Below are 24,243 nucleotides of genomic sequence, written 5' to 3' on the forward strand. Positions count from 1 at the left end.
ATGCCATGGCACAGCCGAACCAAGCACTGCACTGGATTGCCTGGCCGCTGCATGCCGCGCAGGGCGATGGCCAGGGCAACGGCGACAGTGATGGCAAAGGCAGTGCCTGCGCGCAGCAGGCCTGGTGGGCCCTGCGCTGGACGCCGCGCGTGGCTCTCTGGTACGGGGCAGGGCAGGCCGTGGCGCTGATGGAGGTGGGCAGCGTGGAGCGCCTGTGGGGCGGCCGCCAGGCCATGCTGCTGGGCCTGCTGCGCGCTCTGCGTGAACAGCAGCCTGAAACAGGGCAGGCAGGCAGCCCGCAGATGCCGGTCTGGGCCCGGGCCGCCACGGCCTGGCAGGCGCTGGCCCGGCTGCGCTGGCGCATGCAGGGCACGGATTCGCGCCAGCCCTGGCCGCCTGCCGATGCCCTGCCGATCTGGACCCTGCCCGCGCTCGAACCCCATGCGCCGGCCCTGGAGCGCATGGGCTGCCGCCGCTGGGGCGAGCTGCGCGCCCTGCCGCGCGCGGGCCTGGCGCGGCGCATCGGGCTGCCGGCCCTGCTGGCGCTGGACCAGGCCTATGGCAGCAGCCCCCATGCGCTGGACTGGCTGGAGCTGCCCGAGCACTTTGCATTGCGCGCCGACCTGGGCTATCCGGCCAGCGACGCCCAGGCCCTGCTGCAGGCCGCCCGGCCCCTGCTGCGCGCGCTGCAGGCCTGGCTGCAGGCCCGCCACCAGGGCGTGCTGGGCCTGCAACTGCGCTGGCACCACGATCTGCGGCGCGTGGACGGCACGCAGCTGCCGGCCTGGGAAGCGCTGGACATCCGCACGGCCCGGCCCGCCCAGGCGCTGGAGCACATGGAGCGCCTGCTGCGCGAACGCCTGGCCCGCACGCCCTGGCGCGCGCCTGCGGACATGCTGGAGCTGGTGGCGCTGGACACCGCGCCTTTCGCGGCCGATGCCGGCAGTTGCCTGCCACCGGCCGCGCCCGGTCCGGCGCCGCTGGGCGAGGCGGCAGGCGCGGCAGATGGGGCAGGCGCGGCCAGCGGCATGGCCTGGCATGAATGGGTGGAGCGCGTCTCGGCCCGCCGTGGCGCGCAGGGCGTGCGGGTGGCGCAGCTGCAATCGGACCACCGGCCCGAGGCCATGCAGCGCTGGACCCCGGCCTGCGAGGCCCTGCAGACCCCGCAGGCACCGCGGCGGCCCGCGCACGCGCGCAAGGCGGCCAACCCCTGGCAGGGCCTGCTGCCGCCCTGGCTGCTTGATCCGCCCCAGCCCCTGCTCCTGCAGGGCAGCCGCCCTTGCTGGCAGGGGCCGCTGCAATTGCTGGCCGGCCCCTATCGGCTGGAGGCCGGCTGGTGGGGAGAGCCGCAGGCCGATGCGGCGCTGGCCGTGCGTGACTATTTCGTGGCCAGCAACGCGGCTGTCGGCCATGTCTGGATCTACCGCGAGCGCGCGCCTGCATCGGAACGGCTGCCAGGCATGCCGGCCCTGCTGTCGCCCGCCGCCTGGTTTGCGCAAGGCATCTATGGCTGAACAGGACATCCTGCTGGAGCCGCCGCCCCCGCAGCTGCAGCGGCTGCAGCCCCCGCCCCAGGCCACCGGGCCGGTGTCCGGCATGGCATCGGGCCCGGGCCTGCCCGGCTATGCGGAGCTGCACTGCCTGTCGAACTTCAGCTTTCTGCGCGGCGCCTCTTCGCCGGCCCAACTGGTGCAGCGCGCCAAGGCCCTGGGCTACCAGGCGCTGGCCCTGACCGACGAATGCTCGGTGGCCGGCGCCGTGCGGGCCTTCGAGGCCGCGCGCGACTGCGAGATGGCCCTGATCCATGGCAGCGAATTTGCCTGGGGCCCGCTGCGCGTGGTGGCGCTGGCGCGCGATCTGAACGGCTGGGGCAACCTCTGCGAATTCATCAGCGCGGCGCGCGCCCGTGCCGACAAGGGCCGGTACCTGGTCGATGCCGACAGCCCCTGGCATCTGCTGCGTGAAGGCTGCGAATGCATCGTCCTGCCACAGCGCGCGCTGCTTCCAGCCGGCGATGTGCCCGCCATCGCCCAGGCCGTGCAGGCCGCCGTGGCGCAGCTGGGGCCGGGCTGCTGGCTGGGCGTGGAACTGCTGCTGGCGCCCGACGACAGCCTGTGGCTGCAAAGCCTGCAGGACGTGGCAGGGTTAATGGGCCTGTCCTGCGTGGCATGCGGCGACGTGCACATGCATGCGCGCTCGCGCAAGCCGCTGCAGGACCTGGTGACGGCGCTGCGCCTGGGCTGCACGGTGGCCGAATGCGGCTTCGAGCTGCATCCCAATGCCGAGCGCCATCTGCGCTCACGCTTGCGGCTGGGCGGCATCTATCCGCGCGCCATGCTGGATGCAACCTTGCAGATTGCCGCGCGCTGCGATTTCAAGCTCAGTGAGATCAGCTACCACTATCCGCAGGAAAGCGTGCTGCCCGGCATGGACGCGCGCCAGACCCTGGCCTGGCATACCTGGCAGGGAGCGGCGGGGCGCTATCCGCAAGGCATTCCCGAATCGGTCGCCAAGCAATTGAAGGATGAGCTGGAGCTGATCGCCGAATGCCGCTACGAGATGTACTTTCTCACCGTGCACGACATCGTGCGCTATGCGCGCAGCGAAGGCATCCTGTGCCAGGGGCGCGGTTCGGCCGCGAACTCGGCCGTCTGCTATTGCCTGGGCATCACGGCCGTGGACCCGAACAAGACCACGCTGCTGATGGCGCGCTTCATCAGCCGCGAGCGCAGCGAGCCCCCAGATATCGACGTGGACTTCGAGCACGCGCGGCGCGAGACCGTCATCCAGTACATCTACGAAAAATACGGCCGCGGCCGTGCGGCGCTGACGGCCGTGGTCAGCTGCTGGCGCACGCGCGGCGCGCTGCGCGACGCGGGCAAGGCCCTGGGCGTGGATGCGGTGCTGATCGACGCCATGGCCCGGCAGCACCACTGGTTCAGCGATGCCGAGGACCAGGCGGCCGAGCCGGAGCCCGAACCCGATGACCCCGCCCTGGGCTGGGTGCGCTCCAAGCTGCTGCGCCTGGCCCGGCTGCGCGAGCGGCTGGGCGACGACTGCCCGCAACTGTCGCCCCAGCGTGCGCGGCTGTGGCTGGAGCTGGCCTTGCAGCTGCGCGACAGCCCGCGCCACCTGAGCCAGCATGTGGGCGGCTTTGTGCTGACCGACGGGCCGCTGACGCGGCTGGTGCCCGTGGAGCCGGCCGCCATGGAGGGCCGCTCGGTCATCCAGTGGGACAAGGACGATCTGGACACCATGAAGCTGCTCAAGGTCGATGTGCTGGCCCTGGGCATGCTCACCGTGCTGCGCGGCAGCCTGCACGCGCGCGCCGCGCTGCGCGGCCCGCGCTGGGAGCTGGCCGACATTCCCAAGGACGACCCGGCCACCTACGACATGATCTGCCGCGCCGACACCGTGGGCACCTTCCAGATCGAGAGCCGGGCGCAGATGAGCATGCTGCCCCGGCTGCAGCCGCGCGAGTTCTACGACCTGGTGGTCGAGGTCGCCATCGTGCGGCCCGGCCCCATACAGGGCGGCATGGTCCATCCCTATCTTCAGGCGCGCGAGCGTCGGCGGCAGGGCGGCGAGCTGGTTCTGGAAAAGCCTGCGCTCGAGAAGGCGCTCAAGCGCACGCTGGGCGTGCCCATTTTTCAGGAGCAGGTGATGCAGATCGCCATGATCGCGGCGAACTTCTCGGCGGGCGATGCCGACGAGCTGCGCCGCTCCATGGCGGCCTGGCGGCGCAAGGGCGGCGTGCACCGCTTCGAGCGTCCGTTGATAGACGGCATGCTGGCCAACGGCTACAGCGCCGAATTTGCCCAGGCCATCTTCCGCCAGATGCTGGGCTTCGGCGAATACGGCTTTCCTGAAAGCCATGCCTACAGCTTCGCCATGCTGGCCTATGCCAGCGCCTGGCTCAAGCGCCATGAGCCGGCCTGTTTCCTCATGGCCTTGCTCAATGCCCAGCCCATGGGCTTCTACACCCCCTCGCAACTGATCCAGGATGCGCGCCGGCACGGCGTGCGCGTGCTGCCCGTCGATGTGCGCCACAGCGACTGGGACTGCACGCTGGAGGCACCGCACGAGCGCATTGCCGGCGTCGAGCTGCCGCAGCCGGCCGTGCGCCTGGGGCTGTGCATGGTGGCGCAGCTGCCAAAGACTTCGGGCGAGCGCGTGGCCCAGGTCCGCGCGCAGGCGCCGTTCAGGAGCACCGAGGACCTGGCCCTGCGCGCCCGGCTGCAGCGCGCCGAGCTGCAGGCCCTGGCGGCGGCCGATGCGCTGCAGGGCCTGTCAGGCCACCGCCGCCAGCAGATGTGGGATGCGGCGGCCCTGCAGGTGCAGCCCCCGCTGTTCGCGGGCGTGCCCGTGCACGAGGCGCCCGTGCAACTGGCCGCCGCGCCCGAGGGCGAGGAAATCCTGTTCGACTACGCGGCCACGGGCCTGAGCCTGCGCCGCCATCCGCTGGCCCTGCTGCGTGACCGCCTGCGCCGCCACGGGCTGCGCACGGCGCTGGAGCTGCGCGACACGCTGGCGGGCATGCGCGTGCGGGCCTGCGGCATCGTCACCGTGCGCCAGCGCCCGCCCACGGCCAAGGGCACGGTCTTCATCACGCTGGAGGACGAGACGGGCACGGTCAACCTGGTGGTCTGGCCCGATACCGTCACGCGCTGGGGCGAGCCCTTGCTGGGCGCGCGGCTGCTGGCGGTCGAGGGCATCTGGCAAAGCAGCTCGGACTGGGGCGGCGGCAAGGACTGCGGCGAGTCAGTGCCTGCAGAGCAGGCCAGCCATGAGGTGCCCGCCGTGCGCCATCTCATCGTGCACCGCGCCCGCGACATGAGCCGCTGGCTGGGCCGTCTGGGCGGCGCCGGCGTGGCAAGCCGCAATTTCCACTGAGGGCTGTTGCCGTTGTTGCCGAAGCAGGCTCAGGCCATGCGGGCGTCGGCGCGGATGTCCGGCATCTGGTCGATACGCTTGCCGAACCAGCCTATGCGCTCGGTCTGGCGCACATCCAGCCTGGGCACGTAGGGCTTGATGTCGAGCACGGGCGTGCCGTCCAGCATGTCGTTGCCCAGGAAATGCAGCAGCAGTCCTTCGCGCCGCACCAGGCGCACGATGGACAGGCCCAGCCGGTTGGGCCGCGCCGGGGCGCGCGTGGCGAACACGCCGTGGCTGCTGTCGTCCATGAAGGGCACGACTTCCAGCTTTTCCACGGCCTGGTGCAGGTGGGTGATGAGGATCAGGTAGTCAAAGCCTTCGATGTCGCGCAGCCCGGCCTCGAACTCGGGCAGCAGCTCCACGCGGCCTGCCTCGTCAGCCGCGCCTGCCGTCTGTATGGGCATGCCCACCGGATCGGTGAAGCGGCTGCGCACATGGCCGATGGGGCGGCAGCCTATGGCTTGCGCGGCGGCATCGCTCATGCGCTGGCGGTGCCCTGGGGATTGAGCAGGCGCGTCAGCGCTGCGATATCGGCCGCAGCCGCCATGCGCGACGTGGTTTCTATGGAGCGGTAATGCCTGACGATGGCCTCGCCCGTGGCCGTGAGCGAGGCGCCGCCGCCATGGGCGCCGCCTGCGCTGGTGTTGACGGCCGGCGTCTGCAGCGCGCGGTTCATCTCGTCCACGAGCACCCAGGCGCGCCGGTACGACATGCCCAGCGAGCGGGCTGCGGCCGAGATGGAGCCCGCCTCGGCGATGGATTCGAGCAACTGCACCTTGCCGGGTCCGATGGCAATGGTGCTGTCGTTGTATACGCGCAGGCGGAACTGGACTTTGGAGGACATGGGAGAAGGGCTGGGCACGGCAAAAGCGGGTTAACGGCGAAGGTTAAGCGAAATCAACGGTCTGCGCCGCGATGGGGCTAAGGGGAAATACGCAATGCATGGCCTGCTACAGCGGGGCGGGTCATATGCACTGTGCGCCGCCGCCGTTCGCAACGGCTGTGGCCCTCATGGTACTGATGGCTCGCACGGTCGGCGTTGCCACTCTTGCCAGACTGCACGCTGGCCCAAGCCCCGGCTCACATAGGCGCGCGGTGATCATGGTCTTGCTGGCCAGCGCCTGGGGACGGCCGTTCGTGGCGTTCCCAGGGCGCGCTGCAGCTGAAGGCCGGGCAGGCCTTCCTACTTCTTGCCGGCGTCTGCCAGCAGGCGCTGGCATTGCGCATCTTCCTCGGCAGCCGGCACCGTCAGCGGCACCAGGGCCAGGGCGGCGGGCGCCACCACGGCGGCGGCCACGGCCGCGCCCGCACGCAGCAGCAGCGGGCCGGGCTCCACGCCCACCTTGGGGTTGGCGAAGCTGCCGCGCACATACAGGGGCGTGCGCAGCGAGAAGAACTTCCACTTCAGCGATTCGGGCTTGATGTGCAGATCCATGGTCTCCTGCGCCAGGCTGATCTGGCCTGTGGCCTCCACGATCGCCTCCGGCGTCGCCAACTTGACGTTGCGCGTGCGTGCCAGGCCGTTCTGCACGGACAGGTCGGCCACGGCGCAGTTGAGCTGGACTTCCTTGTCGGCACCGAACAGCTTGGTCACCACCACGCTGCCCAGGTTGAGCGCGGCCAGGTCCAGCAGTTGCTTGCTGAAGCGCCCGTCGCGCACATACAGGCGCATGTCGCCGGAGCTGGTGCCCAGCCATTCGGCCATGGACTGGCCTCGGCCGTCCAGGGCGATGGCGCCATCCATGCTGCCCAGGCTTTTCTTCATCAATTCGATCTCGGGGAACAGGGCCGACAGCTGCAGCCCCTGGACCTTGCCCTGGAGGTTGGCCTTGGGCGGCTTGGCGCCGCTGTCCACCATGGCCTGCAGGTCCAGCTTGCCCTTGGCCATGCCGAAGCGCAGCGGCGCCAGGCGCAGCACACCGTTGTCCATGACGGCATGTACGCTGAAGTTCTCGATGGGCAGGGCCTGGGGACGCTCGATGCGATCACTCTGGAAGTGCACATCCATATCCATGGCATTCCACTTGCTGGTGTCGAAGCGCTGCGTGGGCAGGGTCTTGCCGCTGGCCGCCTGCCGGCTTTTCTGGTCCTGCCTGGTGGACGGTGCTCCTACCACCGGCCCCAGGTCGGCCAGGCGCAGCTTGCGCGATGCCAGCTTGCCGCTGAGCTTGGGCCGGGGCTTGCCGGATGCGTAATGCAGCGAGCCGCGCAGATCGCTCTGGCCCACGCGGCCCTCGAAGTTTTCGTAGTCCCACTCGGCGCGGCCGGGCTGCAGGCTGCCGACCAGATGGCCGTTGGTGTCGAAGGGCGGTGTACGCGGCAGCAGCAGGCCGGTCAGTGGGAACAGGTCGGCCATGCTGGAGCCGCGCAGGTGCACCTGCAGGTCCATGCCCTTGAGTGCCCTGGGATTGTCGAGAATGCCCTCGGCCCGTGCGCGCAGGCTGCCCGCATGGGCCCACAGCTTGACCGGAAAGCGTGCCTGCTCGCTTTGCAGGTCCAGCACGGGGCCGATGAGGCCCTGGGCCTCGACCGTGGCCTTGGCGATGCGGCCGGTCAGGCCGACGCGCATGCCATACGGAAAGTCTGGACTGGGCGGCCGTACAAGGCTGTCCAGGCGTGCGCGCACTGCCATCTGGCGCACGCCATCGCTCCAGCCCACCAGGCCGCCGCGCAGGCTCAATTGCGTCACTTGGAAGCGCCAGCGCGGACCGGTGGACTCGGGGCGCTTGAAAGTCCAGTTGTTGCTGCCGTCCTTGCGCCGTGCAAAGACCAGGTCAGGCCCTTCGAGCTGCAGATGGTCCAGCAGCACGTGCCGGCCCAGCAGCGGCCACAGCCGCAGGCTGGCCGTGGCGCGGGCTGCCGTGGCCATGGTGGCGGCGTCGCGCGGGGGAGGGGCCATTTTTTCGTCGGCCAGGACGATGCTGTCGCTGTCGATACTGGGCGCGGAAGGGCTGGCCTGCGAGTCCTTGTCCTTCGCCTTTCCCCTGGGCTGTTCCTTGGCTTTCTCCTCGGGCAGGCGGCCCTTGTTCAACTGGTCGGGCGGCGCAGGCAGGGCAGGCAGCTCGCCACTGCCCTTGGCCGGCTCCTGCTCCACCTGCCAGCCTTCGGGCTGGCCCAGCGTCAGCTGCTCGGCCTGGACGGTGACGCCAGGAATCCAGTGACGCCAGCCCTGGTCCAGCGGCTGGGGCCAGTTCCATTGCACCCGCAGGTCGCCTTCAATCGCGAAATGCCGGCCGGTGCTTTCACTGACCCGCTCATTGATCCAGGGCCTGGCGCGGTTCCAGTCATAGGTGGCAATCAGGACCACGACCAGCGCCAGCAGCAGCACCAGGGCCGAGACCATCCACACGAGGATGCGCAGCCAGCGGCGGCGCGGCGGGCGGGGTGTGGGCTTGGATGCCGGCGTGGGGGAGCTGTCGGTCGCTGTGTCGGTCATGGCGCAGGGGGCCGCTAAATGGAGTTCGGTCCATCCTAGCGCCGCAAAACCGCTTGCCAAGGTCCGGGACGCGCTGGCGGGCAGCCGGCAGGCCCGCATACAGGAGATTGGCCTACAGCGCGGCCTGCCGTGGCAAAAGCGCTGTCATCACCGTGTCTCCTGGCCCTGCCGCAGGCGGGTCGATGCCAGGGCGGCCACCACCAGCAGGCCCGCCATGATGAACAGGCCGTTGCGCGTGCTGCCCGTGGCCTGTTCGATCATCCCCATCACGGTGGGGCCGATGAAGCCCCCCACCAGGCCGCAGGTATTGACCAGGGCAATGCCGCCCGCCAGCCCCGCACCCGCCAGCCGCGAGGCCGGGAACAGGAAGACGACGGACTGCACCACGAAGAACATCAGCGCCGTGAGGCTGAAGCCCAGCAGCCCCAGCGCGGGCGAGGCCTTGCCCGCCAGCGCCGCCAGCAGCAGGCCTGCAGCCATGGTGCCCAGGCCCGCCAGCAGCATGCGCCGGCAGCGCTGCGGGTGGGTGGCAAAGCGCGGCAGCCAGGCCGCACCGATGGCCGCTGCGATCCAGGGCACGGAGTTGAGCGTGCCGATCTGCAGCGGCGAGAGCTGGCCGTAGGTGCCGATGATGCCGGGCAGGAAGAAGATCACCGTATAGATGCTGATCTGGTGGCAGAAGTAGACAAGGATGGCCAGCCAGATCTGGCGGTCACGCAGGCAGTCCCGGAGCGAGTGGCCCACCTGGCCGGCGCTGGCCTGCTGGTCCTGCTCGGCCTGCAGGCGTTGGAGTACCTCGCGCGATTCGGCGGCCGTCAGCCAGGGCGCGCTGGCTGGGCCGTCGGGCAGCTTCTTCCAGACCACCCAGGCCAGGGCCACGGCGGGCAGGCCCTCGATCACGAACATCCACTGCCAGCCGTGCCAGCCCAGGAAACCGTCCATCTGCAGCAGCGCGCCGCCCACGGGGCCGCTGAGGATGTTGGCAATGCACACGCCCAGCAGGAAGTAGCCGATGGCGCGGGCCCGTTCCTCGCGGCCGAACCAGTAGGTCAGGTAGAGCATCACGCCGGGGAACAGCCCCGCCTCGGCCGCGCCCAGCAGCACGCGCATCACGTAGAACGAGGTCTCTCCGGTGATGAAGGCCATGCCGGCCGACAGCAGGCCCCAGGTCACCATGATGCGGGTGATCCAGAACCGCGCGCCCACCCTGTGCATGATCAGGTTGCTGGGCACTTCCAGCAGGGCGTAGCTCAGGAAGAACAGCCCCGCGCCCAGGCCGTAGGCGGCCGCCGAGATGCCCAGGTCCACCTCGATGTGCGACTTGGCCAGCGCGATATTGGTGCGGTCTATGAAGCTGATCACATAGGACAGCACCAGCAGCGGCATCAGCCTGCGGAAGATGCGGGCGTTGAGCAGCGACTGCCTGTCGCCGGCGGCCGGCTGCGGCCGTGCGGGCGGCGCGTGAACAGGGGCGGGTGATGGGTGATGGACCATGGCAAATCCTTGGAAAGATGGGTGGATGAAAGCGGAGTCAGGCGGTGGCGGTGGAGGCGGCGTTGCCGCGCGTGCCCAGCTGCAGGGCCACGCCGCCCAGCGCGCAGCCGGCCATGACCAGGAAGCACAGGGCATAGCCGCCGGGGCTGGTCCAGCCGCCGCCCAGGGAGATCAGGCTGCCCATCAGCACGGGCGCGATGCCGCCGCCCACGAACATGGCGGTGGTGATGATTCCGTTGGCCGTGGAGGTGGCCGCAGGCTGGGCGCAGTCCGAGGCCACCGCGTAGTAGATGGGCCAGACCGCATTGGCGACCAGGCCGAACAGCAGCTGCATCACCACGACCAGGGCCATGGTGTCGGCGAAGTAGAAGGCGCCCACGCTGGCGGCCATCCACAGGCCGCAGATCACCAGGGTGACGCGGCGCCCGATCACGTCCGACAGAGCCGGCCAGACCAGCTGGCCCAGGATGCCGGTGAGCGTGAACACCACGCTCATGCCTGCCGATTCGGCCAGCGACAGGCCCATGATGTTGTAGAGGTAGGCGGGCAGCACCACGTTGATGCCCATGTAGACCACCTGCGTGAGCAGGGTGTTGCCAGCCGTCAGGGCGATGCTGCGGTTGGCCAGCGTGCTGCGCAGGGTGCGCCAGGCCTGGCCTTTTTCCACCTGCGCCGCCACGCTGGCCTGCGGCGGGGTCATGCCCCGGGCGGCGATGTCGGCATACAGCAGTTCCATCTTCTGCGGCGTGGAGTAGCGCGCCCAGAACCACATCAGCGGGATGGCGACGACCAGCGCGACAAAGAACACATAGCGCCAGTTCTCCTCGCCGAAGGCGTACAGCACAAAGCCGGCGACCAGGCCGCTGAGCATGGCGCCCACCGGATAGCCCGTGTGGTGGGCGCCCAGCGCGAAGCCGCGCCGCTCCACCGGCCACCACTCGGCGGTGTTGCTCACGCCCACGGGCTCGCCCCAGCCGGCGCCCAGGTTGACGCCGACGCGCAGCGCCACGAAGCCCGCCAGGCTGCCGCTGAGCGCCTTGAAGCCCGAGGCGAACGACAGCGCCGTATAGCCCAGCACCAGGGGCACCTGAAAGCGTGCGCGCTTCCAGCCCGCGCCGTAGCGGTCGCTCCAGATCGCGCCGGGAATGTCCAGCACGGCCAGGGCCAGCATCACGATGGTGGCCACCGTGCCCCATTCGTCGGCCGACAGGCCGAAGTGCCGGGAGATGGTCGGCCCCAGCCGCAGCACGATCTCGCGGTCGTAGGCATTCAGTACCCAGATCAGCCAGCAGACCAGCAGGGATACCCATGAATAGCGGTGGATCTGGCGCAGCGAAGCGCGCGGGGCCTGGGCCATGGCGGTCTCCCGGGCACCAGCGGTGGGTGCCGTTTCATTGTTGTGTGGATGAAGGCGCCGCTTCGCGGGGCGGGCGGCGTTGCGGTGCGAAGGCTCCGGGCCTGCATGCCCGGCTCCGTGCTCAGGCGCCGAAGCGCTGCTCGGGCAGGCCACGCACGCCCAGCCCCTTGACGGCAAACAGCGCGCCACGGGACTGGCCGTCGCCCGGGAAACGCGGCAACGGCGGCTTGCCCATGGAGGTGACGTACAGCGTGTCGAGCCCGGGCCCGCCGAACATCACGCTGGTCACCTTGCGCACCGGCATCTCTATCACCCGGTCCACCCGGCCGTCCGGCGTGTAGCGCACCAGCTGGCCCGCGTACACCAGGGCCTGCCACAGGCAGCCTTCGGCATCGACCGTGGCCCCGTCGGCCGCGCCGCCACCGCTGGTGTCGACCGGGGCAAAGGTCCGGCGGCCGCTGGCATGGCCCGTGGCCGTGTCGTAGTCGTAGGCCCGGATCTCGCCGCTCCACGTGTCCGAGAAATAGAGCGTCGTGCCGTCCGGGCTCCAGCACGGGCCGTTCGAGCAGATGATGCCCTTGTCCAGCACATGCAGGCTCAGGTCCGTGTCCAGCCGGTACAGCCGTGCCGAAGGCTGCTCCTCCAGAGTGTCCATGGAGCCGAAGACGAAGCGGCCCTGCCGGTCCACCTTGCCGTCGTTGAGCCGGTTGCCGGGAAGGTGGGACTCGGGGGCGACGACCAGCTCCAGCTCGCCGCTTTCCAGGTCCAGCGTGTGCACGCCGCCGTGCAGAGCCACCAGGGCCGAGCGGCCGTCGCGGCGCAGTGCCATGGAGCCAATCTTCTGGCCGACTTCCCAGGCGCGCAGTTCCCGCCCGTCGGCCGTGCAGCGGAAGATACGGCCGTCGAAGCTGTCTATCCAGTACAGGCGCTGCTGCCCGACGTCCCACAGCGGGCCTTCGCCCAGCGTGGTCTTGAGGTCGGCGACGATATCGATCTGCATGGGAGTCTCCTGTTCGGTGGCATGGGGGCTGGCCCGGGAAGGCGACTCAGAAGGCCACGTTGGCCGCACCCTTGAGGCCCAGCATGCTGCGCGCCTCGTCAGGCGTGGCGACGTCGACATTCAGGGCCTCGAGCACGGTGCGGATGCGGCGCACCTGCTCGGCGCTGGAGGTGGCCAGCTGGCCCGGGCCTATCCACAGAGAGTCTTCCAGCCCCACGCGCACATGCGAGCCCATGGCCGCGCCCATGGTGGCCAGCGGCAGCTGGTTGCGCCCGGCGCCCAGGATGGACCACTGGTAGTTGCTGCCCAGCAGGCGGTCGGCCGTGCGCCGCATGTGCATCAGGTCCTCCGGGTGGCCGCCGATGCCGCCCAGGATGCCGAACACCGACTGCACGAACACGGGCCCCTGCACCAGCCCCCGGTCCACGAAATGCGCCAGGTTGTGCAGGTGGCTGATGTCGTAGCACTCGAACTCGAAGCGCGTGCCCTGGGCCTGGCCCAGGCGCAGGATGCCTTCGATATCGGCAAAGGTGTTCTTGAAGACCAGGTTGCGGCTGTTTTCCAGGTGCTCGCGCTCCCAGGCGTGTTCCAGGTTCGGGAAGCGCTCCAGCATGGGGAACAGGCCGAAGTTCATCGAGCCCATGTTCAGCGAGGCCAGCTCGGGCTGGAACTCGGTCACGGGCCGCATGCGCTCTGGCACCGTCATGTGCGGGCTGCCGCCCGTGGTGATGTTGACGATGGCATCGCACTCGGCACGGATCGCCTTGAGAAAGGGGCGGAACAGCTCAGGGTCCTGCGAAGGGCGTCCGTCGCGGGGATCACGGGCATGCAGGTGCACGATGGCGGCGCCGGCCTCGGCGGCATCGATGGCGGCGCGGGCAATCTGCTCGGCCGTCACCGGCAGGTGGGGCGACATGCTGGGCGTGTGGATGGCGCCCGTGGGCGCGCAGGTGATGATGGCTTTGGTGCGGGTGGCCATGGAAGGTCCTTGCGAACGGTGAAAAAGGCGAGAGGAGTAGAGGTGGGGGAGGACGAGGAGAGGGCGCTCAGCTCAGCGCCTGGGTCAGCCCATCGACGGCCAGCTCCTGGCCCGTGACATGGCCGGCCAGCGGGCTGGCGGCAAACACGGCCATGTTGGCAATGTCGCGCGCCGTGGCCATGCGGCCCAGCGCGGCCTGGTGCGTGTAGCTGCGCGTGACGTCCTCCAGCGGCAGGCCGCGCGCCTGCGCCTTGGCGGCAATCACGTCGCGGATGCGCGGGCCGTCCACGGCGCCCGGCAGGATGGCGTTCACCCGGATGCCGTCTGCGCCCAGCTCCAGCGCCAGCGACTTGGTCAGGCCGATCACCGCCCACTTGGACGCCGAATAGGCCGAGCGGCCCGGCATGCCCAGGTGGCCTGCCGCCGAAGACAGGTTGACGATGGCCGCCTGCCGGCCCTCGCGTGCCGATTGCCGAAGCCGGGGCACGGCCAGCCGCGTGCACAGGAAGGCGCCGGTGATGTTCACATCCAGCGTGCGCTGCCAGTCGGCCAGCTCCAGCGTCTCCACCGCGCCCGTGGGGCCGGCCACCCCGGCGTTGTTGACGAGGATGTCCAGGCCGCCCAACTCGCTGTCCACGGCCTTGAACAGGGCCTGCACCTGCAAGGCATCCGACACATCGGCAAGACGGCCGCTGGCGCCGGGCAGGGCGGCAGCCAGCGCATCCAGGCTGGCCTGGGCCACGTCACAGACCATGACGCGCGCGCCGGCCTGGGCAAAGGCGCGGCTGATTTCCAGGCCGATTCCGGCGGCGCCCGCCGTCACCAGGACGCGCTGGCCGGCCAGAAGATCGTTTTTCCACATGCGGGGACTCCTTGGGAACTCAAACAAAAGTGAAAGGGATTCGGGTTGGGTTTGGATTTTGTATCTGTGATCACAGATCAAATATGGTAAATACCCTATGAGGCATGACAGCGGCGGCGCCGCGCTACCATCGCCGCCATGGCCATCAACGAACTAGTCACCCCACTCAAACGGCAGACCCTCAGCAGCGATGTCTATGCACAGCTCAGGGAATTGCTGATCACGGGCCAGATGATTCCGGGCGAGCAGATCTCGCTGCGCACCACGGCCAGCGCGCTGGGCGTCAGCGTCATGCCCGTGCGCGAGGCCGTGCACCGGCTGGTGGCCGAGCAGGCGCTGGAACTCACGCCCAACCGCGCGCTGCGCGTGCCCTTGATGACGGAAAGCGCCTTCCGCGAGATCACGCGCATCCGCGTCAACCTCGAAGGCCTGGCCACGGAGCAGGCGGCCCGGCAACTGCCGGCCGCCGGGCTGGAACGCATCGCCGCACTGCAGGACCGCTTTGCGACCGAGATGGCCAGCGCCTCGCCGGACGGCGCGCGGCTCATCGCCTTCAACAAGGATTTCCACTTCGCCGTCTACAGCGCGGCCGGCATGCCCATGCTGCTGCAGATGATCGAGGCGCTGTGGCTGCGCATAGGCCCCATCCTCAACCACGACATGCGCTCGGGCTCGCGCCGCGTGAGCGAACAGGTGGCGGTCGGCCACCATGCGCGCCTGGTCGAGGCCCTGCGTCGCGGCGATGCGCCCGCCGCCAAGGAGGCGCTGCGCGGCGACATCGAAAGCGCGGCCGACTACATCGTTTCGGCGGGCGTGCTGGTGACGGCCGATGGTGTCGCGGACGGTGGGGATGACGGCGCGCCGGAAGTCCTGCGCCGCTAGAATCGCCGCCCCATGCACAACGCCCACGACCCCAAGGTTCTTCCCATACGCGACGGCGTCAGCCCCAGCTGCGTGGTGCTGCCCAGCCAGGGCGGCGGGTTGCTGATCGATTTTCTGGCCGAGCGCCTGCCGGCCGTGGCGCGCGAAGACTGGCTGCGGCGCCTGGCGCTGCGCGAGGTGGTGGACGAGCATGGCCGCGCCGCCGATGCAGGCACGGCCTTTGCGCCGGGCCTGCGCTACTACTACTACCGCGAGCTGCAGGCCGAGCCGCCCATTCCCTTCGAGGCCGAGGTCCTCCACCGCGACGCGCATCTGCTGGTGGCCGACAAGCCGCATTTCCTGCCCGTGGTGCCGGCCGGCAAGTACCTGCAGCAGACGCTGCTGGTGCGGCTCAAGCGCGAGTTCGACCTGCCCGAGCTGTCGCCCATCCACCGCATCGACCGCGACACGGCGGGGCTGGTGGTGTTTTCGGTGCAGCGCGCCACGCGCGGCATCTACCAGGCGCTGTTCCGCGACCGCGCCATCCACAAGACCTACGAGGCCGTCGCTCCCTGGCGCGAGGACGTGGTTTTCCCGCGCACGCATGAAAGCCGCATGGAGGAAAGCGGCCATTTCTTTCGCATGCACGAGGTGGCCGGCACGCCCAACACCCGCACCCACATGCAGGTGCTGGAGCAGCACGGCCCCTGGGCACGCTACCGGCTGGAGCCCGAAAGCGGCAAGCGCCACCAGTTGCGCGTGCACATGGCCGCCCTGGGCCTGCCGCTGTGGGGCGACGGCTTCTATCCCGAAGTGCATGACTTGCCCGAGGGCGACTACTCGCGCCCACTGCAGCTGCTGGCGCGCAGCCTGGCCTTCACCGATCCTCTGGACGGCCAGTCGCGGCGCTTTGACAGCCGCCGCCAGCTGCTGCCGCTGACCGACCTGTAGAGGCCTTGCCGCTGCCGGAAACCGTTGGTTTTTTGCCCATGGCCCCGCCATGGGATAGGCCGGCTGCGGACATTTAACGGACAACTTTGTCCGATAATTGTCCGCATGACTTCCAAAAGACCCAGTGCCGATATCCGCCGCGCCCAGCTGCTGGACGCGGCCGATGCCGTGTTTTCCGAGCATGGCGTGACCGCGCCGCTGGACCTGGTGGTCGAGCGCGCCGAGGTCGGCCGCGCCACGCTGTACCGGCAGTTTCCTGACCGGCGTGCGCTGATGCTGGCGCTGCTGGAGCGTTCGCTGGACAGCATGCGCAGCGCGGCCGAAGCCATGGCCGAGGACGACGACGCCTTCTACAAGCTGCTGTCGCGCCTGGCCGAGCGCATTGCGGTCTCGGCCCCCATCACCGATTACTGGCGCACCGTGGAGCGCGGCGACGAGGTCATCGCCCAGGCCCGCGTTGCCATGTGGCAGATCTTTCGGCCGGCCATGGACCGGGCCGTGGCCTGTGGCCATTGCCGCCAGCCGCTGACGCAGGCCGAGCTGTCCCTGGTCTTCGGCATGCTGGGCGCCTCGCTGCGCGGCGAGACGCCGCAGCAGCGGCGCACACTGGCGCGCAAGGCGCTGCAGATCGTCTGGCAAGGCCTGAAGGCCTGACATGGCCACCACCCCCACTCCACCGGGGCCCGTGCTGCCCCCGTCGCCCCCCGTCGTCTACCTCAAGCCCCCGCCGGACTGGGAAGAGCACGAGAAGCCCAGCCTGCCGGGCTCGCCGTCCATGCCGCTGCACCAGCCGGCCGTGCGCGCCGCCTATGGCCTGATCGCCGTGCTGGTGGCGCTGACGGGCGGCCTGGGCAATGCACTGTTCACGGCCAACCTGCCCACCATCCAGGGGCAGATGGGGCTGACGTCTTCCGAGGCCGCCTGGCTGACCGGCGCCTACGTCATGCTCAACATGACGGCCAACCTGCTGGTCTACAAGTTCCGCCAGCAGTTCGGCATGCGGCTGTTCGCCGAGATCGGCCTGGGCCTGTATGCGCTGCTGACGCTGCTGCACCTGGTGCTGGGCAGCTACACCAGCCTGCTCATGCTGCGTGCGGCCAGCGGCCTGGCGGGCGCCACCTGCAGCACGCTGGGCACGCTCTACATGCTGCAGGCCGCGCCGCGCAAGCATGTGCTCAAGATGCTGGTGATCGGCGTGGGGCTGGGGCAGATCGCCACGCCGCTGGCCTGGATCCTGTCGCCGGGCCTGCTGTTCAACAGCGAGTGGCACAACCTCTACCTGTTCGAGGCCGGCCTGGCCCTGATCTCGTTCGCGGGCGTGGTGGTGCTCAAGCTGCCGCCGGGCGTGCACATCCGCAGCTTCGAGCGGCTGGACTTCCTGACCTTCTTCCTCATGGTGCCCGGCGTGGGCCTGCTGATCTCCGTGCTGGTGCAGGGCTACAACCACTGGTGGCTGGACACGCCCTGGCTGGCCTGGATGCTGATCGGCTCCATCGTCCTGCTGAGCGTGGCGCTGTACATCGAGCACCACCGCCGCAATCCCATGCTGCAGACGCGCTGGTTCGTGCTGGCGCCCACGGTGCGCTTCGTGATCGGTGCGCTGCTGCTGCGCTTTCTGACCACCGAGCAGACCTATGGCGTGATCGGCATGCAGCGCATGCTGGGCATGACGGTGGACCAGATGCAGCCGCTGTTCATCGTCATCCTGCTGGGCACCATCGCGGGCATTGCCGTGTCGGCGCTGACCTTCGGGCTGGAGAACATGGGCAAGCAGATCGTGGGCTCCATCGTGCTGTTCGCGCTGGCGGCCTGGCTGGACCACAGCCGCACCAGCCTGGCCCGGCCCGAGGACTTCTTCGGCAGCCAGTTCCTCATGGCCGTGGGCGCGGGCCTGTTCATGGGGCCGCTGATGCTGATCGGCGTGGTGCAGGGCCTGAAGTTCGGCGCGCACTACATGCTGACGGCCATCGTCACCATCTCCATGACGCAGGCCATGGGCGCGCTCATGGGCTCGGCCCTGCTGAGCACCTACCAGATGCACCGCGAGCAGGTGTATTCGGCCGCCATCGTGGCCGATGTCGATCCCACCGACCCCATCGTGGCCGACCGCCTGCGCCTGCAGCAGCAAAGCCTGGCCCGCGTCATTGCCGACCCGGCCCTGCGCGCGGCCCAGGGCACGGCCCAGCTGGCGCAGGCGGCACGCCGCGAGGCCAATGTGCGCGCCTACAACGACGTGTTCGCCCTCACGGCCGGCGTGGCCGTGCTCTACCTGCTGTGGATGCTGGCCCTGGCCGGCCGCGCACGCCAGCGCGCCTTCGTGGAGCGCATGCGCGCCGCCGCTGCCGATGCCTCGGCCATGCGCGGCACCGATGCCGCCGCGCCGCAGGACGCGCCGGGCCAGCCGCCCACCCAACCCGTCGCCCGCGCCTGAAACCGTTCGCCCAGAGAAAAGACAACAACATGAGTGACTCCGAAAATTCCAATGGCGGCACGGCCGCCTCTGCCTCGCCTGCGCCGGCTCCCGCTGCGGCGCCTTCGCCCTCGCCTTCACCCTCGCCATCGCCATCGCCCAAGCTCATCAAGCCCTCGCTGCGCAGCGTGCTGGTGATGCTGGTGGTCGCACTGGCCGGCGTGCTGCTGGTGCTGCGTGCCTGGAACCTGTTCCCCTTCGCGGGCACCGTGGTCAGCACCGACAACGCCTATGTGCGCGGCGCCGTCACCGTGCTCGCGCCCCAGGTCAGCGGCTATGTGACCGAGGTGCTGGTGCAGGACTACGAGAACGTCAAGGCCGGCCAGCCCCTGGTGCGCATCGACGCACGCACCTACGAAGCCGCCCAGGCCCAGGCCCAGGCCCAGCTGGCCAATGCCCGCGCACAGCTGGCCAATGCCGACCAGACCCAGGCCCAGAACCGTGCCACGCTGGGCGCCAGCCGCGCCGGCCTGGCGGCGGCGCAGGCCGAATCCGACCGCGCCGCAGCCGAGCTGCAGCGCGTGCAGGCGCTGTCCGAGCGCGGCTCCGTCTCGCTCAACGAGCGTGACAAGGTGCGTGCCACCGCGCGCCTGGCGGCCACCAACGTGGCCAAGGCCCAGGCCGACATCGAGATCAACGCCCAGAAGATCAAGGCGACGACGGTGAACCGCGCCTCGCTCGAAGCCCAGGTCCAGATGGCCGAGGCCCAGCTGCGCCAGGCCCAGATCAACCTGGACAACACCGTGGTGCACGCGCCAGGCGATGGCCAGGTCAGCGAAGTCGGCGTGCGCCGGGGCCAGTACGTCACGGCCGGCTCCCAGCTCATGTACGTGGTGCCGCACACGCTGTGGGTGGTGGCCAACTTCAAGGAAACCCAGACCGCCCAGGTGCGCATAGGCCAGGCAGTGCGCTTCAGCGTCGATGCGCTGGGCGGCGCCCACCTCACGGGCCGCGTGCTGGAGATCGCGCCGGCCACGGGCTCGGAATTCAGCGTGCTCAAGGCCGACAACGCCACGGGCAACTTCACCAAGGTCGTGCAGCGCCTGCCAGTCAAGATTGCAATCGATCCCGACCAGGAGCTGGCCGCCAGGCTGCGCGCGGGCATGTCGGTGGTGGTGCGGCTGGATACGGCGCAGCCTGAGCCCCAACCCGCACAGCAACCCGCACAGCAGCCCGCACCCCAACCGGAGGCCCGCCCATGACCGCCCGCGCACTGGCCATGGCCATCGCCTGCGCCACCGCGCTGGCCGGCTGCAGCGTGCCGCCGCTGAGCACCGCGCCCGAAGCGGCCCGGCCCGCCATGCCCGCCCAGTGGAGCGGGGCAGGGCAGGAGCCGGCCGCCGCCGTCAAGGCATCGTGGTGGCAGGCCTTTGGCGATCCGCTGCTTACGCGCTGGGTGGAACTGGCCCAGTCCCGCAACAACGATGTGCTGCTGGCCCTGTCGCGCGTGGATGAGGCGCGGGCCAACCTGGATGTGGCAGGCGCTGCGGGCCTGCCCCAGCTCTCGGCCACGGCCGGCGCCTCCACGGGCCGCAGCCTGGGCGCGCGGGGCCTGGCGCACACTCGCTCGGTTCAGCCCGGCCTGCAGGCCAGCTGGGAGCCTGATCTGTGGGGCCGCATCGCCCACCTGGAAAAGGCCGCCGCCCTGCGCCTGCAGGCCAGCGAGGCCGACCGCGACGCCGTGGCCCTGGCCGTGGCCGCCACCACGGCCCAGGCCTATGTGGGCCTGCGCTCGCTGCAATCGCAGCTGCAAGTGGCCCAGGCCACGGCCCGCTCGCGCGAACAGGCCCTGCGCCTGGCCGACGAGCAGGCGCGCGTCGGCTACACCTCGCAGCTGCAGCTCACCCAGGCCCAGGCCGAGCTGCAGGGCGTGCAGCAGGCCGTGGAGCAGCTGGAGCTGTCGCTGGCGCGCCAGCGCACGGCGCTCCTGCTGCTGGCCGGCGGCGAGGGTGACGAGCAGGCCGCCGCGCTCATGGCAACAACCGACGGCCAGTCCGCTGCGCTGGGCGCACCGCCGCCTGCGCCGGCCGCCGGCCTGCCTTCGGCCTTGCTGCAGCGCCGCCCCGACATTGCACGGGCGCAGCTGCAGCTGGCGGCCGCCGACGAAAGCCTGGCCGTGCAGCGCACCGCCTTCCTGCCCCAGGTCTCGCTGACGGCCAGCGCCGGCAGCCTGCTGGTCAATGCCCTGCAATACCACCCGGCCACGGTCTGGGCCCTGGGCGGCAGCGTGCTGGCGCCGCTGTTCACGGGCGGGCGGCTGCAGGGCCAGTTCGACGCCGTGACCGCCCAGCGCGACCAGGCCGCCTATGCCTATCGGGGCGTGGTGATCAAGGCCCTGGCCGATGTGGAAAACGCCCTGGTCGGCACCCGGCGCCTGCAGTCGCAGTGGCAGCACGCCAGCGAGCGCGAGGCGGTGCTGCAGCGCTCCCTGGGCTTTGCCAAGGACCGCTACGAGGCCGGCTACGCCAGCTACCTGGAAGAGCTGGACGCCCAGCGCAATCTCTTCCAGGCCCAGCAGGAAGTCATACGCCTGCGCCAGAGCCAGCTGGAAAACGCCATTGCGCTGTACCAGGCGCTGGGCGGCGGCTGGCAGGCCGCCACCACACCAGTGGCCGCACCCGTCGCTGCACCTGTCGCCAGCCCCGCCCGCTGATCAGACCTTCTCGATGCGCGCAGGCAGCCCCTGGCGCACCGCGGCGCCCGACACCCAGTCCACCCACACGTTTTTGCAGCCGGGCCGCGTGGGATCGGCAAAGCCCAGGTCGTTGAGGTTCACGCCATTGGCATGCTCGGCGTTCACCGGCATGGGCTGGCCGTCGATGCTGTGGCGGCCCGCGCCCAGCTCGCGGTGGCCGTAGCCGTGCTCGATGGCCACGGTCCCCGGCATCACGCCGTCGCGCACCATGGCCACGGCCGTCACCGCGCCGCCCGGCGTGCGGATGCGCACCGTGTCCCCGTTGGCGATGCCCAGCCGCTCGGCGTCATCGCGGTGCAGGGACACCGGGTTGTGCGGATGCACCTGGCGCAGCCGCGAGACGGCAATCGACATGGAACTCATCAGGTTGGACTTGTACGAGGTCAGCAGCAGCGGCCATTGCTGCTCGCCGAAATGCGTGCGCATGGCGCTGCCGTCGGCCAGCCGTGCCGGATACCAGGTGGGGCAGCCGCTGTAGCGCTCGCCCGTCATGGCGTGGCGCATGCGGGCCAGCTCCTCGCTCCAGACCTGCAGGGCAGGCGCGTGGGCCTTGCGGGTGTGGCCATCCTTCCAGGCGTCCTCGATGCGGTCGAAGCGCCCGCCGCGCGTCAGCAGCATGGCCACCTGGCGCCATTCATCGTCCTTCAGGCGCTGGCGCAGCGCGGGCACCAGCCTGTCCACGCCGGTGATGGCGATGTCGTCATCGCTGGCCGCCGGCACGGGCTTGCCACCTGCCCAGGCCACGTTGGCCAGGGCGTGGATGAAGAAGTCCTCGGCCGAGCGCAGCGCATGGGGCTGGCCCTGGGCGTCCTTGATGGCGGCCTCGCCAAAGCCCGGCAGGCCCAGCCGTTCTGCCACGGCGAAGAGAAAGCTCTCCACATTCACGGGCTGGCCGCCGGCCGTGCGCGCCACGGCGGGCTGCACCACGGGCCAGCGCACGGTGGAGCTTTTGGCCACCACGTCGGCCCAGGGCGCCGAGATGCCCCAGCTCTCGTAGGTCACGGTATCGGGCACGATGAAATCGGCCAGCGCGCTGGTCTCGTTGATGAAGGGGTCGATGGAGACGATCAGCGGCAGCTTCTTCGGGTCCTTGAGATCGTCCACCAGCGCATTGCGAAAGCCCGCAATGCCGTAGACGGGGTTGCTCATGTGGTTGATCCAGGCCTTGGCGCGATAGGGGTAGCCGGCCAGCGCGCTGGCCAGCATCTCGCTGGACAGGCCGCCCACGGCCGGGTACCACGGGGCCTGGGCGGCGGGGTAGTCCTTCGCGCCCTCGGGCTGGCCCTCGCGCTTGCGCTGGAATTCCGCGCTTTTCTCGTAGGGCTGGCGGTGGCGTGACAGCGCCAGGCCGCGCGGCTTGACCTTGCCGTCGAAGTTGGCGAAGTCGTAGCGCGGGCCCGGGCCGAAGGGGCCGAACGGGCCGGCATCCAGCACCAGGCCGCCCTGCACGTTGAGGTTGCCCACCAGGGTGTTGAGCATGCTGATGGCGTAGGCGGTGTAGAAGCCCGCGCCGCTCATGGTGCCGCCATGCGCATCGGCCACGGCGCGCTTGCCATGGCTGGTGAACTCGCGCGCCAGCGCCTCGATCTCGCCGCGCGCCACGCCGCACAGCGCTGCGTATTCGTCCAGTGTCTTGAGGCTGGCCTGCTCGTGCAGCTTGGCCAGCGAGGAGCAGACCGACAGCTCGGGGGCCTGGTCCGCGCCTTCGGCCTTCAGGCCGGGCACGGCCACGCGGGTGCGCACCATCAGCTGTGCAGGCTCGGCCTGGGTGTGCGGCGCCAGGCGGCCATCGGCACGCTGCACCACGAACACATCCTGGGCCGGCTTGCCGTCTTCGGCTGGCGCGGGCAGGGCCCAGCCCAGGTCGGCGCCGCGCAGAAAGCTGCCGTGGCGCGGGTGGCCGGGCTCGTTGACCAGCAGGTGCGTGGCATTGCTCCAGGACGCCTCGCCCGCCGCCTGCATGGCGGCCGGGCCGGGCTGGGCGAGAAAGCCCGTGTCATGGCGCGCCTCGTCCAGGATGACGCGGATCAGCGCCATGGCCAGGGCCAGGTCGCTGGCCGGCTTGACGGCCAGCCAGCGGTTGCCGCTGCCCGCAGCCAGGCTGGACGAGGTGGGCAGCACGGGCGAGACCACCACGTAGCGGAACCGGTTGTCCTCGCGCGAGCGGGCCTCGGCCAGTTCGCGGCCCTGGCGCTGGAAGGGGTTGCCGGACTGTGCGGGCGCCGCGCCGATGAACAGGCCGAAGCTGGCATGGCTCCAGTCGGGCTTGCCGTGCGGCATGCCGGGCAGGTCGCCCAGGGCCGCTGCCGCACCCACGCGAAAGCTCTGGCCGCAGTAGGCGCCGTGGTTGCTGACGTTCACGGTGCCGAAGGACGGCCCCGCAAAGCGGCGCAGCAGCTGGGCGCGGCCTTCGTTGGAGGCGTCGGTCACCAGCAACTGGTTGGAGCGCGGGCCGAACTCGGGGTTGTCGGCGTCCAGCGGCGTCTTTGTGTCCCAGATGGCACGCAGGCCATCGACCTGGCCTTCGCCGAACAGATCGCCGCCCTCGCAGACTTCCTGCACCAGCTGCTCGAAGGAAATGCTCTGCCAGCGGCCGCTGCCGCGCGGGCCCACGCGCTTGAGCGGGGTGAGCACGCGGTGCGGTGCACTCTGGTGCTCCAGCATGGACGAGCCGCGCGCGCAGGACGTGGCCCGGCCCTCCAGGCCCAGCTCCTTGCCCAGCTTGGCGTAGACCTCGCGCACGGGTTCTTCCATGGCGGCCGGGCGCGTGGTGGCCAGCGGGTGGTAGGGGTTGCCTGCCACGCGCAGGATGCGGTTGCTGGCGGTATCGACACGCACGCGCACGCCGCACTGCGTCCAGCAGCCCAGGCAGCTGGACGGGCTGACCACCTGGCCGGGCTGGGTGGCGAGCGCGCCCGTGGCCGGGTCGATGCGGAACTCGGGCGTCAGCGAATTGCCGCGCGTGGCGCTGGCCGTGGGCGTGCCCGAGCTGCCTGTCACCAGGCCCTTGGCGCCACGTGCCAGCGTCTCGCCGTAGCCGGCCGCAAAGGCGGCCAGCCCACCGGCGGTGAGTCCGCCGCGCAGCAGCAGGCGGCGGCGGGCGGCCTCGGCATCCAGGGAATCTTCGGGGGCTTGGGGGAGTTTCTTCTTGTCGGTCATGAAAGGCTTTCTGTGGCGCGGCCGGCCGGTGGCGGGCCGCGCTC

Annotated in this window: 17 protein-coding genes; 8 read left to right on the top strand and 9 right to left on the bottom strand. The window is 70.2% G+C overall.

What is annotated here, in order from left to right:
• Positions 1–5 precede the first annotated feature (5 nt).
• Both ACRSCF_RS12310 and ACRSCF_RS12315 read left to right on the top strand, forming a co-directional pair.
• Entirely contained in the window at positions 6–1,514 is a 1,509-nt protein-coding gene (locus ACRSCF_RS12310) for a Y-family DNA polymerase (RefSeq protein ID WP_244388093.1), read from the top strand.
• Complete coding sequence (locus ACRSCF_RS12315) at positions 1,507–4,893, top strand: error-prone DNA polymerase (RefSeq protein ID WP_034369051.1); 3,387 nt, start codon at positions 1,507–1,509, stop codon at positions 4,891–4,893. Before ACRSCF_RS12310 ends, ACRSCF_RS12315 begins: the two co-directional genes overlap by 8 nt.
• A 29-nt stretch (positions 4,894–4,922) precedes the next feature.
• Here ACRSCF_RS12315 and tsaA read toward each other — a convergent pair whose 3' ends face one another.
• The 8 genes from tsaA to ACRSCF_RS12355 form a co-directional block, all read right to left on the bottom strand.
• On the bottom strand, positions 4,923–5,417 hold the full coding sequence (tsaA, locus tag ACRSCF_RS12320) for a tRNA (N6-threonylcarbamoyladenosine(37)-N6)-methyltransferase TrmO (protein ID WP_016451588.1): 495 nt from the start codon (positions 5,415–5,417) through the stop codon (positions 4,923–4,925).
• Positions 5,414–5,779 carry a winged helix-turn-helix domain-containing protein gene (locus ACRSCF_RS12325; RefSeq protein WP_016446251.1) on the bottom strand — a complete coding sequence of 122 codons (366 nt, stop codon included), beginning with the start codon at positions 5,777–5,779 and terminating at the stop codon, positions 5,414–5,416. The genes tsaA and ACRSCF_RS12325 overlap by 4 nt, the downstream gene beginning before the upstream one ends.
• A gap of 339 nt (positions 5,780–6,118) precedes the next feature.
• Positions 6,119–8,371, bottom strand: a complete 2,253-nt coding sequence (locus ACRSCF_RS12330) for an AsmA family protein (RefSeq protein ID WP_034369049.1) — start codon at positions 8,369–8,371, stop codon at positions 6,119–6,121.
• Between the two features lie 147 nt (positions 8,372–8,518).
• Positions 8,519–9,865, bottom strand: a complete 1,347-nt coding sequence (locus tag ACRSCF_RS12335) for an MFS transporter (RefSeq protein WP_034369055.1) — start codon at positions 9,863–9,865, stop codon at positions 8,519–8,521.
• A 37-nt stretch (positions 9,866–9,902) separates the two neighbouring features.
• Positions 9,903–11,222 (bottom strand): MFS transporter, encoded by a 1,320-nt coding sequence (locus tag ACRSCF_RS12340; RefSeq protein WP_016451591.1) that lies wholly within the window; start codon positions 11,220–11,222, stop codon positions 9,903–9,905.
• A gap of 121 nt (positions 11,223–11,343) precedes the next feature.
• Complete coding sequence (locus ACRSCF_RS12345; RefSeq protein ID WP_034366024.1) at positions 11,344–12,222, bottom strand: SMP-30/gluconolactonase/LRE family protein; 879 nt, start codon at positions 12,220–12,222, stop codon at positions 11,344–11,346.
• A gap of 46 nt (positions 12,223–12,268) precedes the next feature.
• On the bottom strand, positions 12,269–13,201 hold the full coding sequence (locus ACRSCF_RS12350) for a 3-keto-5-aminohexanoate cleavage protein (RefSeq protein ID WP_017403843.1): 933 nt from the start codon (positions 13,199–13,201) through the stop codon (positions 12,269–12,271).
• A 67-nt stretch (positions 13,202–13,268) separates the two neighbouring features.
• Positions 13,269–14,063, bottom strand: coding sequence for an SDR family oxidoreductase (locus ACRSCF_RS12355; protein ID WP_244388094.1), 795 nt, complete (start codon positions 14,061–14,063; stop codon positions 13,269–13,271).
• Between the two features lie 138 nt (positions 14,064–14,201).
• On the opposite strand from ACRSCF_RS12355, the gene ACRSCF_RS12360 reads away from it, so the two are divergent.
• From ACRSCF_RS12360 to ACRSCF_RS12385, 6 genes are all read left to right on the top strand, one after another.
• Complete coding sequence (locus ACRSCF_RS12360) at positions 14,202–14,945, top strand: GntR family transcriptional regulator (protein WP_052151683.1); 744 nt, start codon at positions 14,202–14,204, stop codon at positions 14,943–14,945.
• A gap of 12 nt (positions 14,946–14,957) precedes the next feature.
• Positions 14,958–15,875 (top strand): pseudouridine synthase, encoded by a 918-nt coding sequence (locus ACRSCF_RS12365; protein ID WP_034366020.1) that lies wholly within the window; start codon positions 14,958–14,960, stop codon positions 15,873–15,875.
• A gap of 105 nt (positions 15,876–15,980) precedes the next feature.
• Positions 15,981–16,529 carry a TetR/AcrR family transcriptional regulator gene (locus tag ACRSCF_RS12370; RefSeq protein WP_016446240.1) on the top strand — a complete coding sequence of 183 codons (549 nt, stop codon included), beginning with the start codon at positions 15,981–15,983 and terminating at the stop codon, positions 16,527–16,529.
• Between the two features lies 1 nt (position 16,530).
• A complete protein-coding gene (locus ACRSCF_RS12375; RefSeq protein ID WP_034366017.1) occupies positions 16,531–18,306 on the top strand; it encodes an MFS transporter in 1,776 nt (591 codons plus the stop codon).
• Between the two features lie 29 nt (positions 18,307–18,335).
• Positions 18,336–19,547: an HlyD family secretion protein gene (locus tag ACRSCF_RS12380; RefSeq protein ID WP_034366014.1), complete on the top strand. Its 1,212-nt coding sequence runs from the start codon at positions 18,336–18,338 to the stop codon at positions 19,545–19,547.
• Positions 19,544–20,998: an efflux transporter outer membrane subunit gene (locus ACRSCF_RS12385; RefSeq protein ID WP_244388096.1), complete on the top strand. Its 1,455-nt coding sequence runs from the start codon at positions 19,544–19,546 to the stop codon at positions 20,996–20,998. The genes ACRSCF_RS12380 and ACRSCF_RS12385 overlap by 4 nt, the downstream gene beginning before the upstream one ends.
• On the opposite strand, the gene ACRSCF_RS12390 is transcribed toward ACRSCF_RS12385, so the two are convergent.
• Positions 20,999–24,199: a tetrathionate reductase subunit A gene (locus tag ACRSCF_RS12390; RefSeq protein ID WP_244388098.1), complete on the bottom strand. Its 3,201-nt coding sequence runs from the start codon at positions 24,197–24,199 to the stop codon at positions 20,999–21,001.
• Between the last annotated feature and the right edge of the window lie 44 nt (positions 24,200–24,243).

The sequence above is a fragment of the Delftia sp. 11MD genome (genome assembly GCF_050907895.1).
GTDB classification, from domain to species: Bacteria; Pseudomonadota; Gammaproteobacteria; order Burkholderiales; family Burkholderiaceae_C; genus Comamonas; species Comamonas tsuruhatensis.

What these genes read in the sequence shown, in the direction of transcription:
- ACRSCF_RS12310 (WP_244388093.1), top strand. Translation starts at nt 6, where the DNA reads ATGGCACAGCCGAACCAAGCACTGCACTGGATTGCCTGGCCGCTGCAT.
- ACRSCF_RS12315 (WP_034369051.1), top strand. Translation starts at nt 1,507, where the DNA reads ATGGCTGAACAGGACATCCTGCTGGAGCCGCCGCCCCCGCAGCTGCAG.
- tsaA (WP_016451588.1), bottom strand. Translation starts at nt 5,417, where the DNA reads ATGAGCGATGCCGCCGCGCAAGCCATAGGCTGCCGCCCCATCGGCCAT.
- ACRSCF_RS12325 (WP_016446251.1), bottom strand. Translation starts at nt 5,779, where the DNA reads ATGTCCTCCAAAGTCCAGTTCCGCCTGCGCGTATACAACGACAGCACC.
- ACRSCF_RS12330 (WP_034369049.1), bottom strand. Translation starts at nt 8,371, where the DNA reads ATGACCGACACAGCGACCGACAGCTCCCCCACGCCGGCATCCAAGCCC.
- ACRSCF_RS12335 (WP_034369055.1), bottom strand. Translation starts at nt 9,865, where the DNA reads ATGGTCCATCACCCATCACCCGCCCCTGTTCACGCGCCGCCCGCACGG.
- ACRSCF_RS12340 (WP_016451591.1), bottom strand. Translation starts at nt 11,222, where the DNA reads ATGGCCCAGGCCCCGCGCGCTTCGCTGCGCCAGATCCACCGCTATTCA.
- ACRSCF_RS12345 (WP_034366024.1), bottom strand. Translation starts at nt 12,222, where the DNA reads ATGCAGATCGATATCGTCGCCGACCTCAAGACCACGCTGGGCGAAGGC.
- ACRSCF_RS12350 (WP_017403843.1), bottom strand. Translation starts at nt 13,201, where the DNA reads ATGGCCACCCGCACCAAAGCCATCATCACCTGCGCGCCCACGGGCGCC.
- ACRSCF_RS12355 (WP_244388094.1), bottom strand. Translation starts at nt 14,063, where the DNA reads ATGTGGAAAAACGATCTTCTGGCCGGCCAGCGCGTCCTGGTGACGGCG.
- ACRSCF_RS12360 (WP_052151683.1), top strand. Translation starts at nt 14,202, where the DNA reads ATGGCCATCAACGAACTAGTCACCCCACTCAAACGGCAGACCCTCAGC.
- ACRSCF_RS12365 (WP_034366020.1), top strand. Translation starts at nt 14,958, where the DNA reads ATGCACAACGCCCACGACCCCAAGGTTCTTCCCATACGCGACGGCGTC.
- ACRSCF_RS12370 (WP_016446240.1), top strand. Translation starts at nt 15,981, where the DNA reads ATGACTTCCAAAAGACCCAGTGCCGATATCCGCCGCGCCCAGCTGCTG.
- ACRSCF_RS12375 (WP_034366017.1), top strand. Translation starts at nt 16,531, where the DNA reads ATGGCCACCACCCCCACTCCACCGGGGCCCGTGCTGCCCCCGTCGCCC.
- ACRSCF_RS12380 (WP_034366014.1), top strand. Translation starts at nt 18,336, where the DNA reads ATGAGTGACTCCGAAAATTCCAATGGCGGCACGGCCGCCTCTGCCTCG.
- ACRSCF_RS12385 (WP_244388096.1), top strand. Translation starts at nt 19,544, where the DNA reads ATGACCGCCCGCGCACTGGCCATGGCCATCGCCTGCGCCACCGCGCTG.
- ACRSCF_RS12390 (WP_244388098.1), bottom strand. Translation starts at nt 24,199, where the DNA reads ATGACCGACAAGAAGAAACTCCCCCAAGCCCCCGAAGATTCCCTGGAT.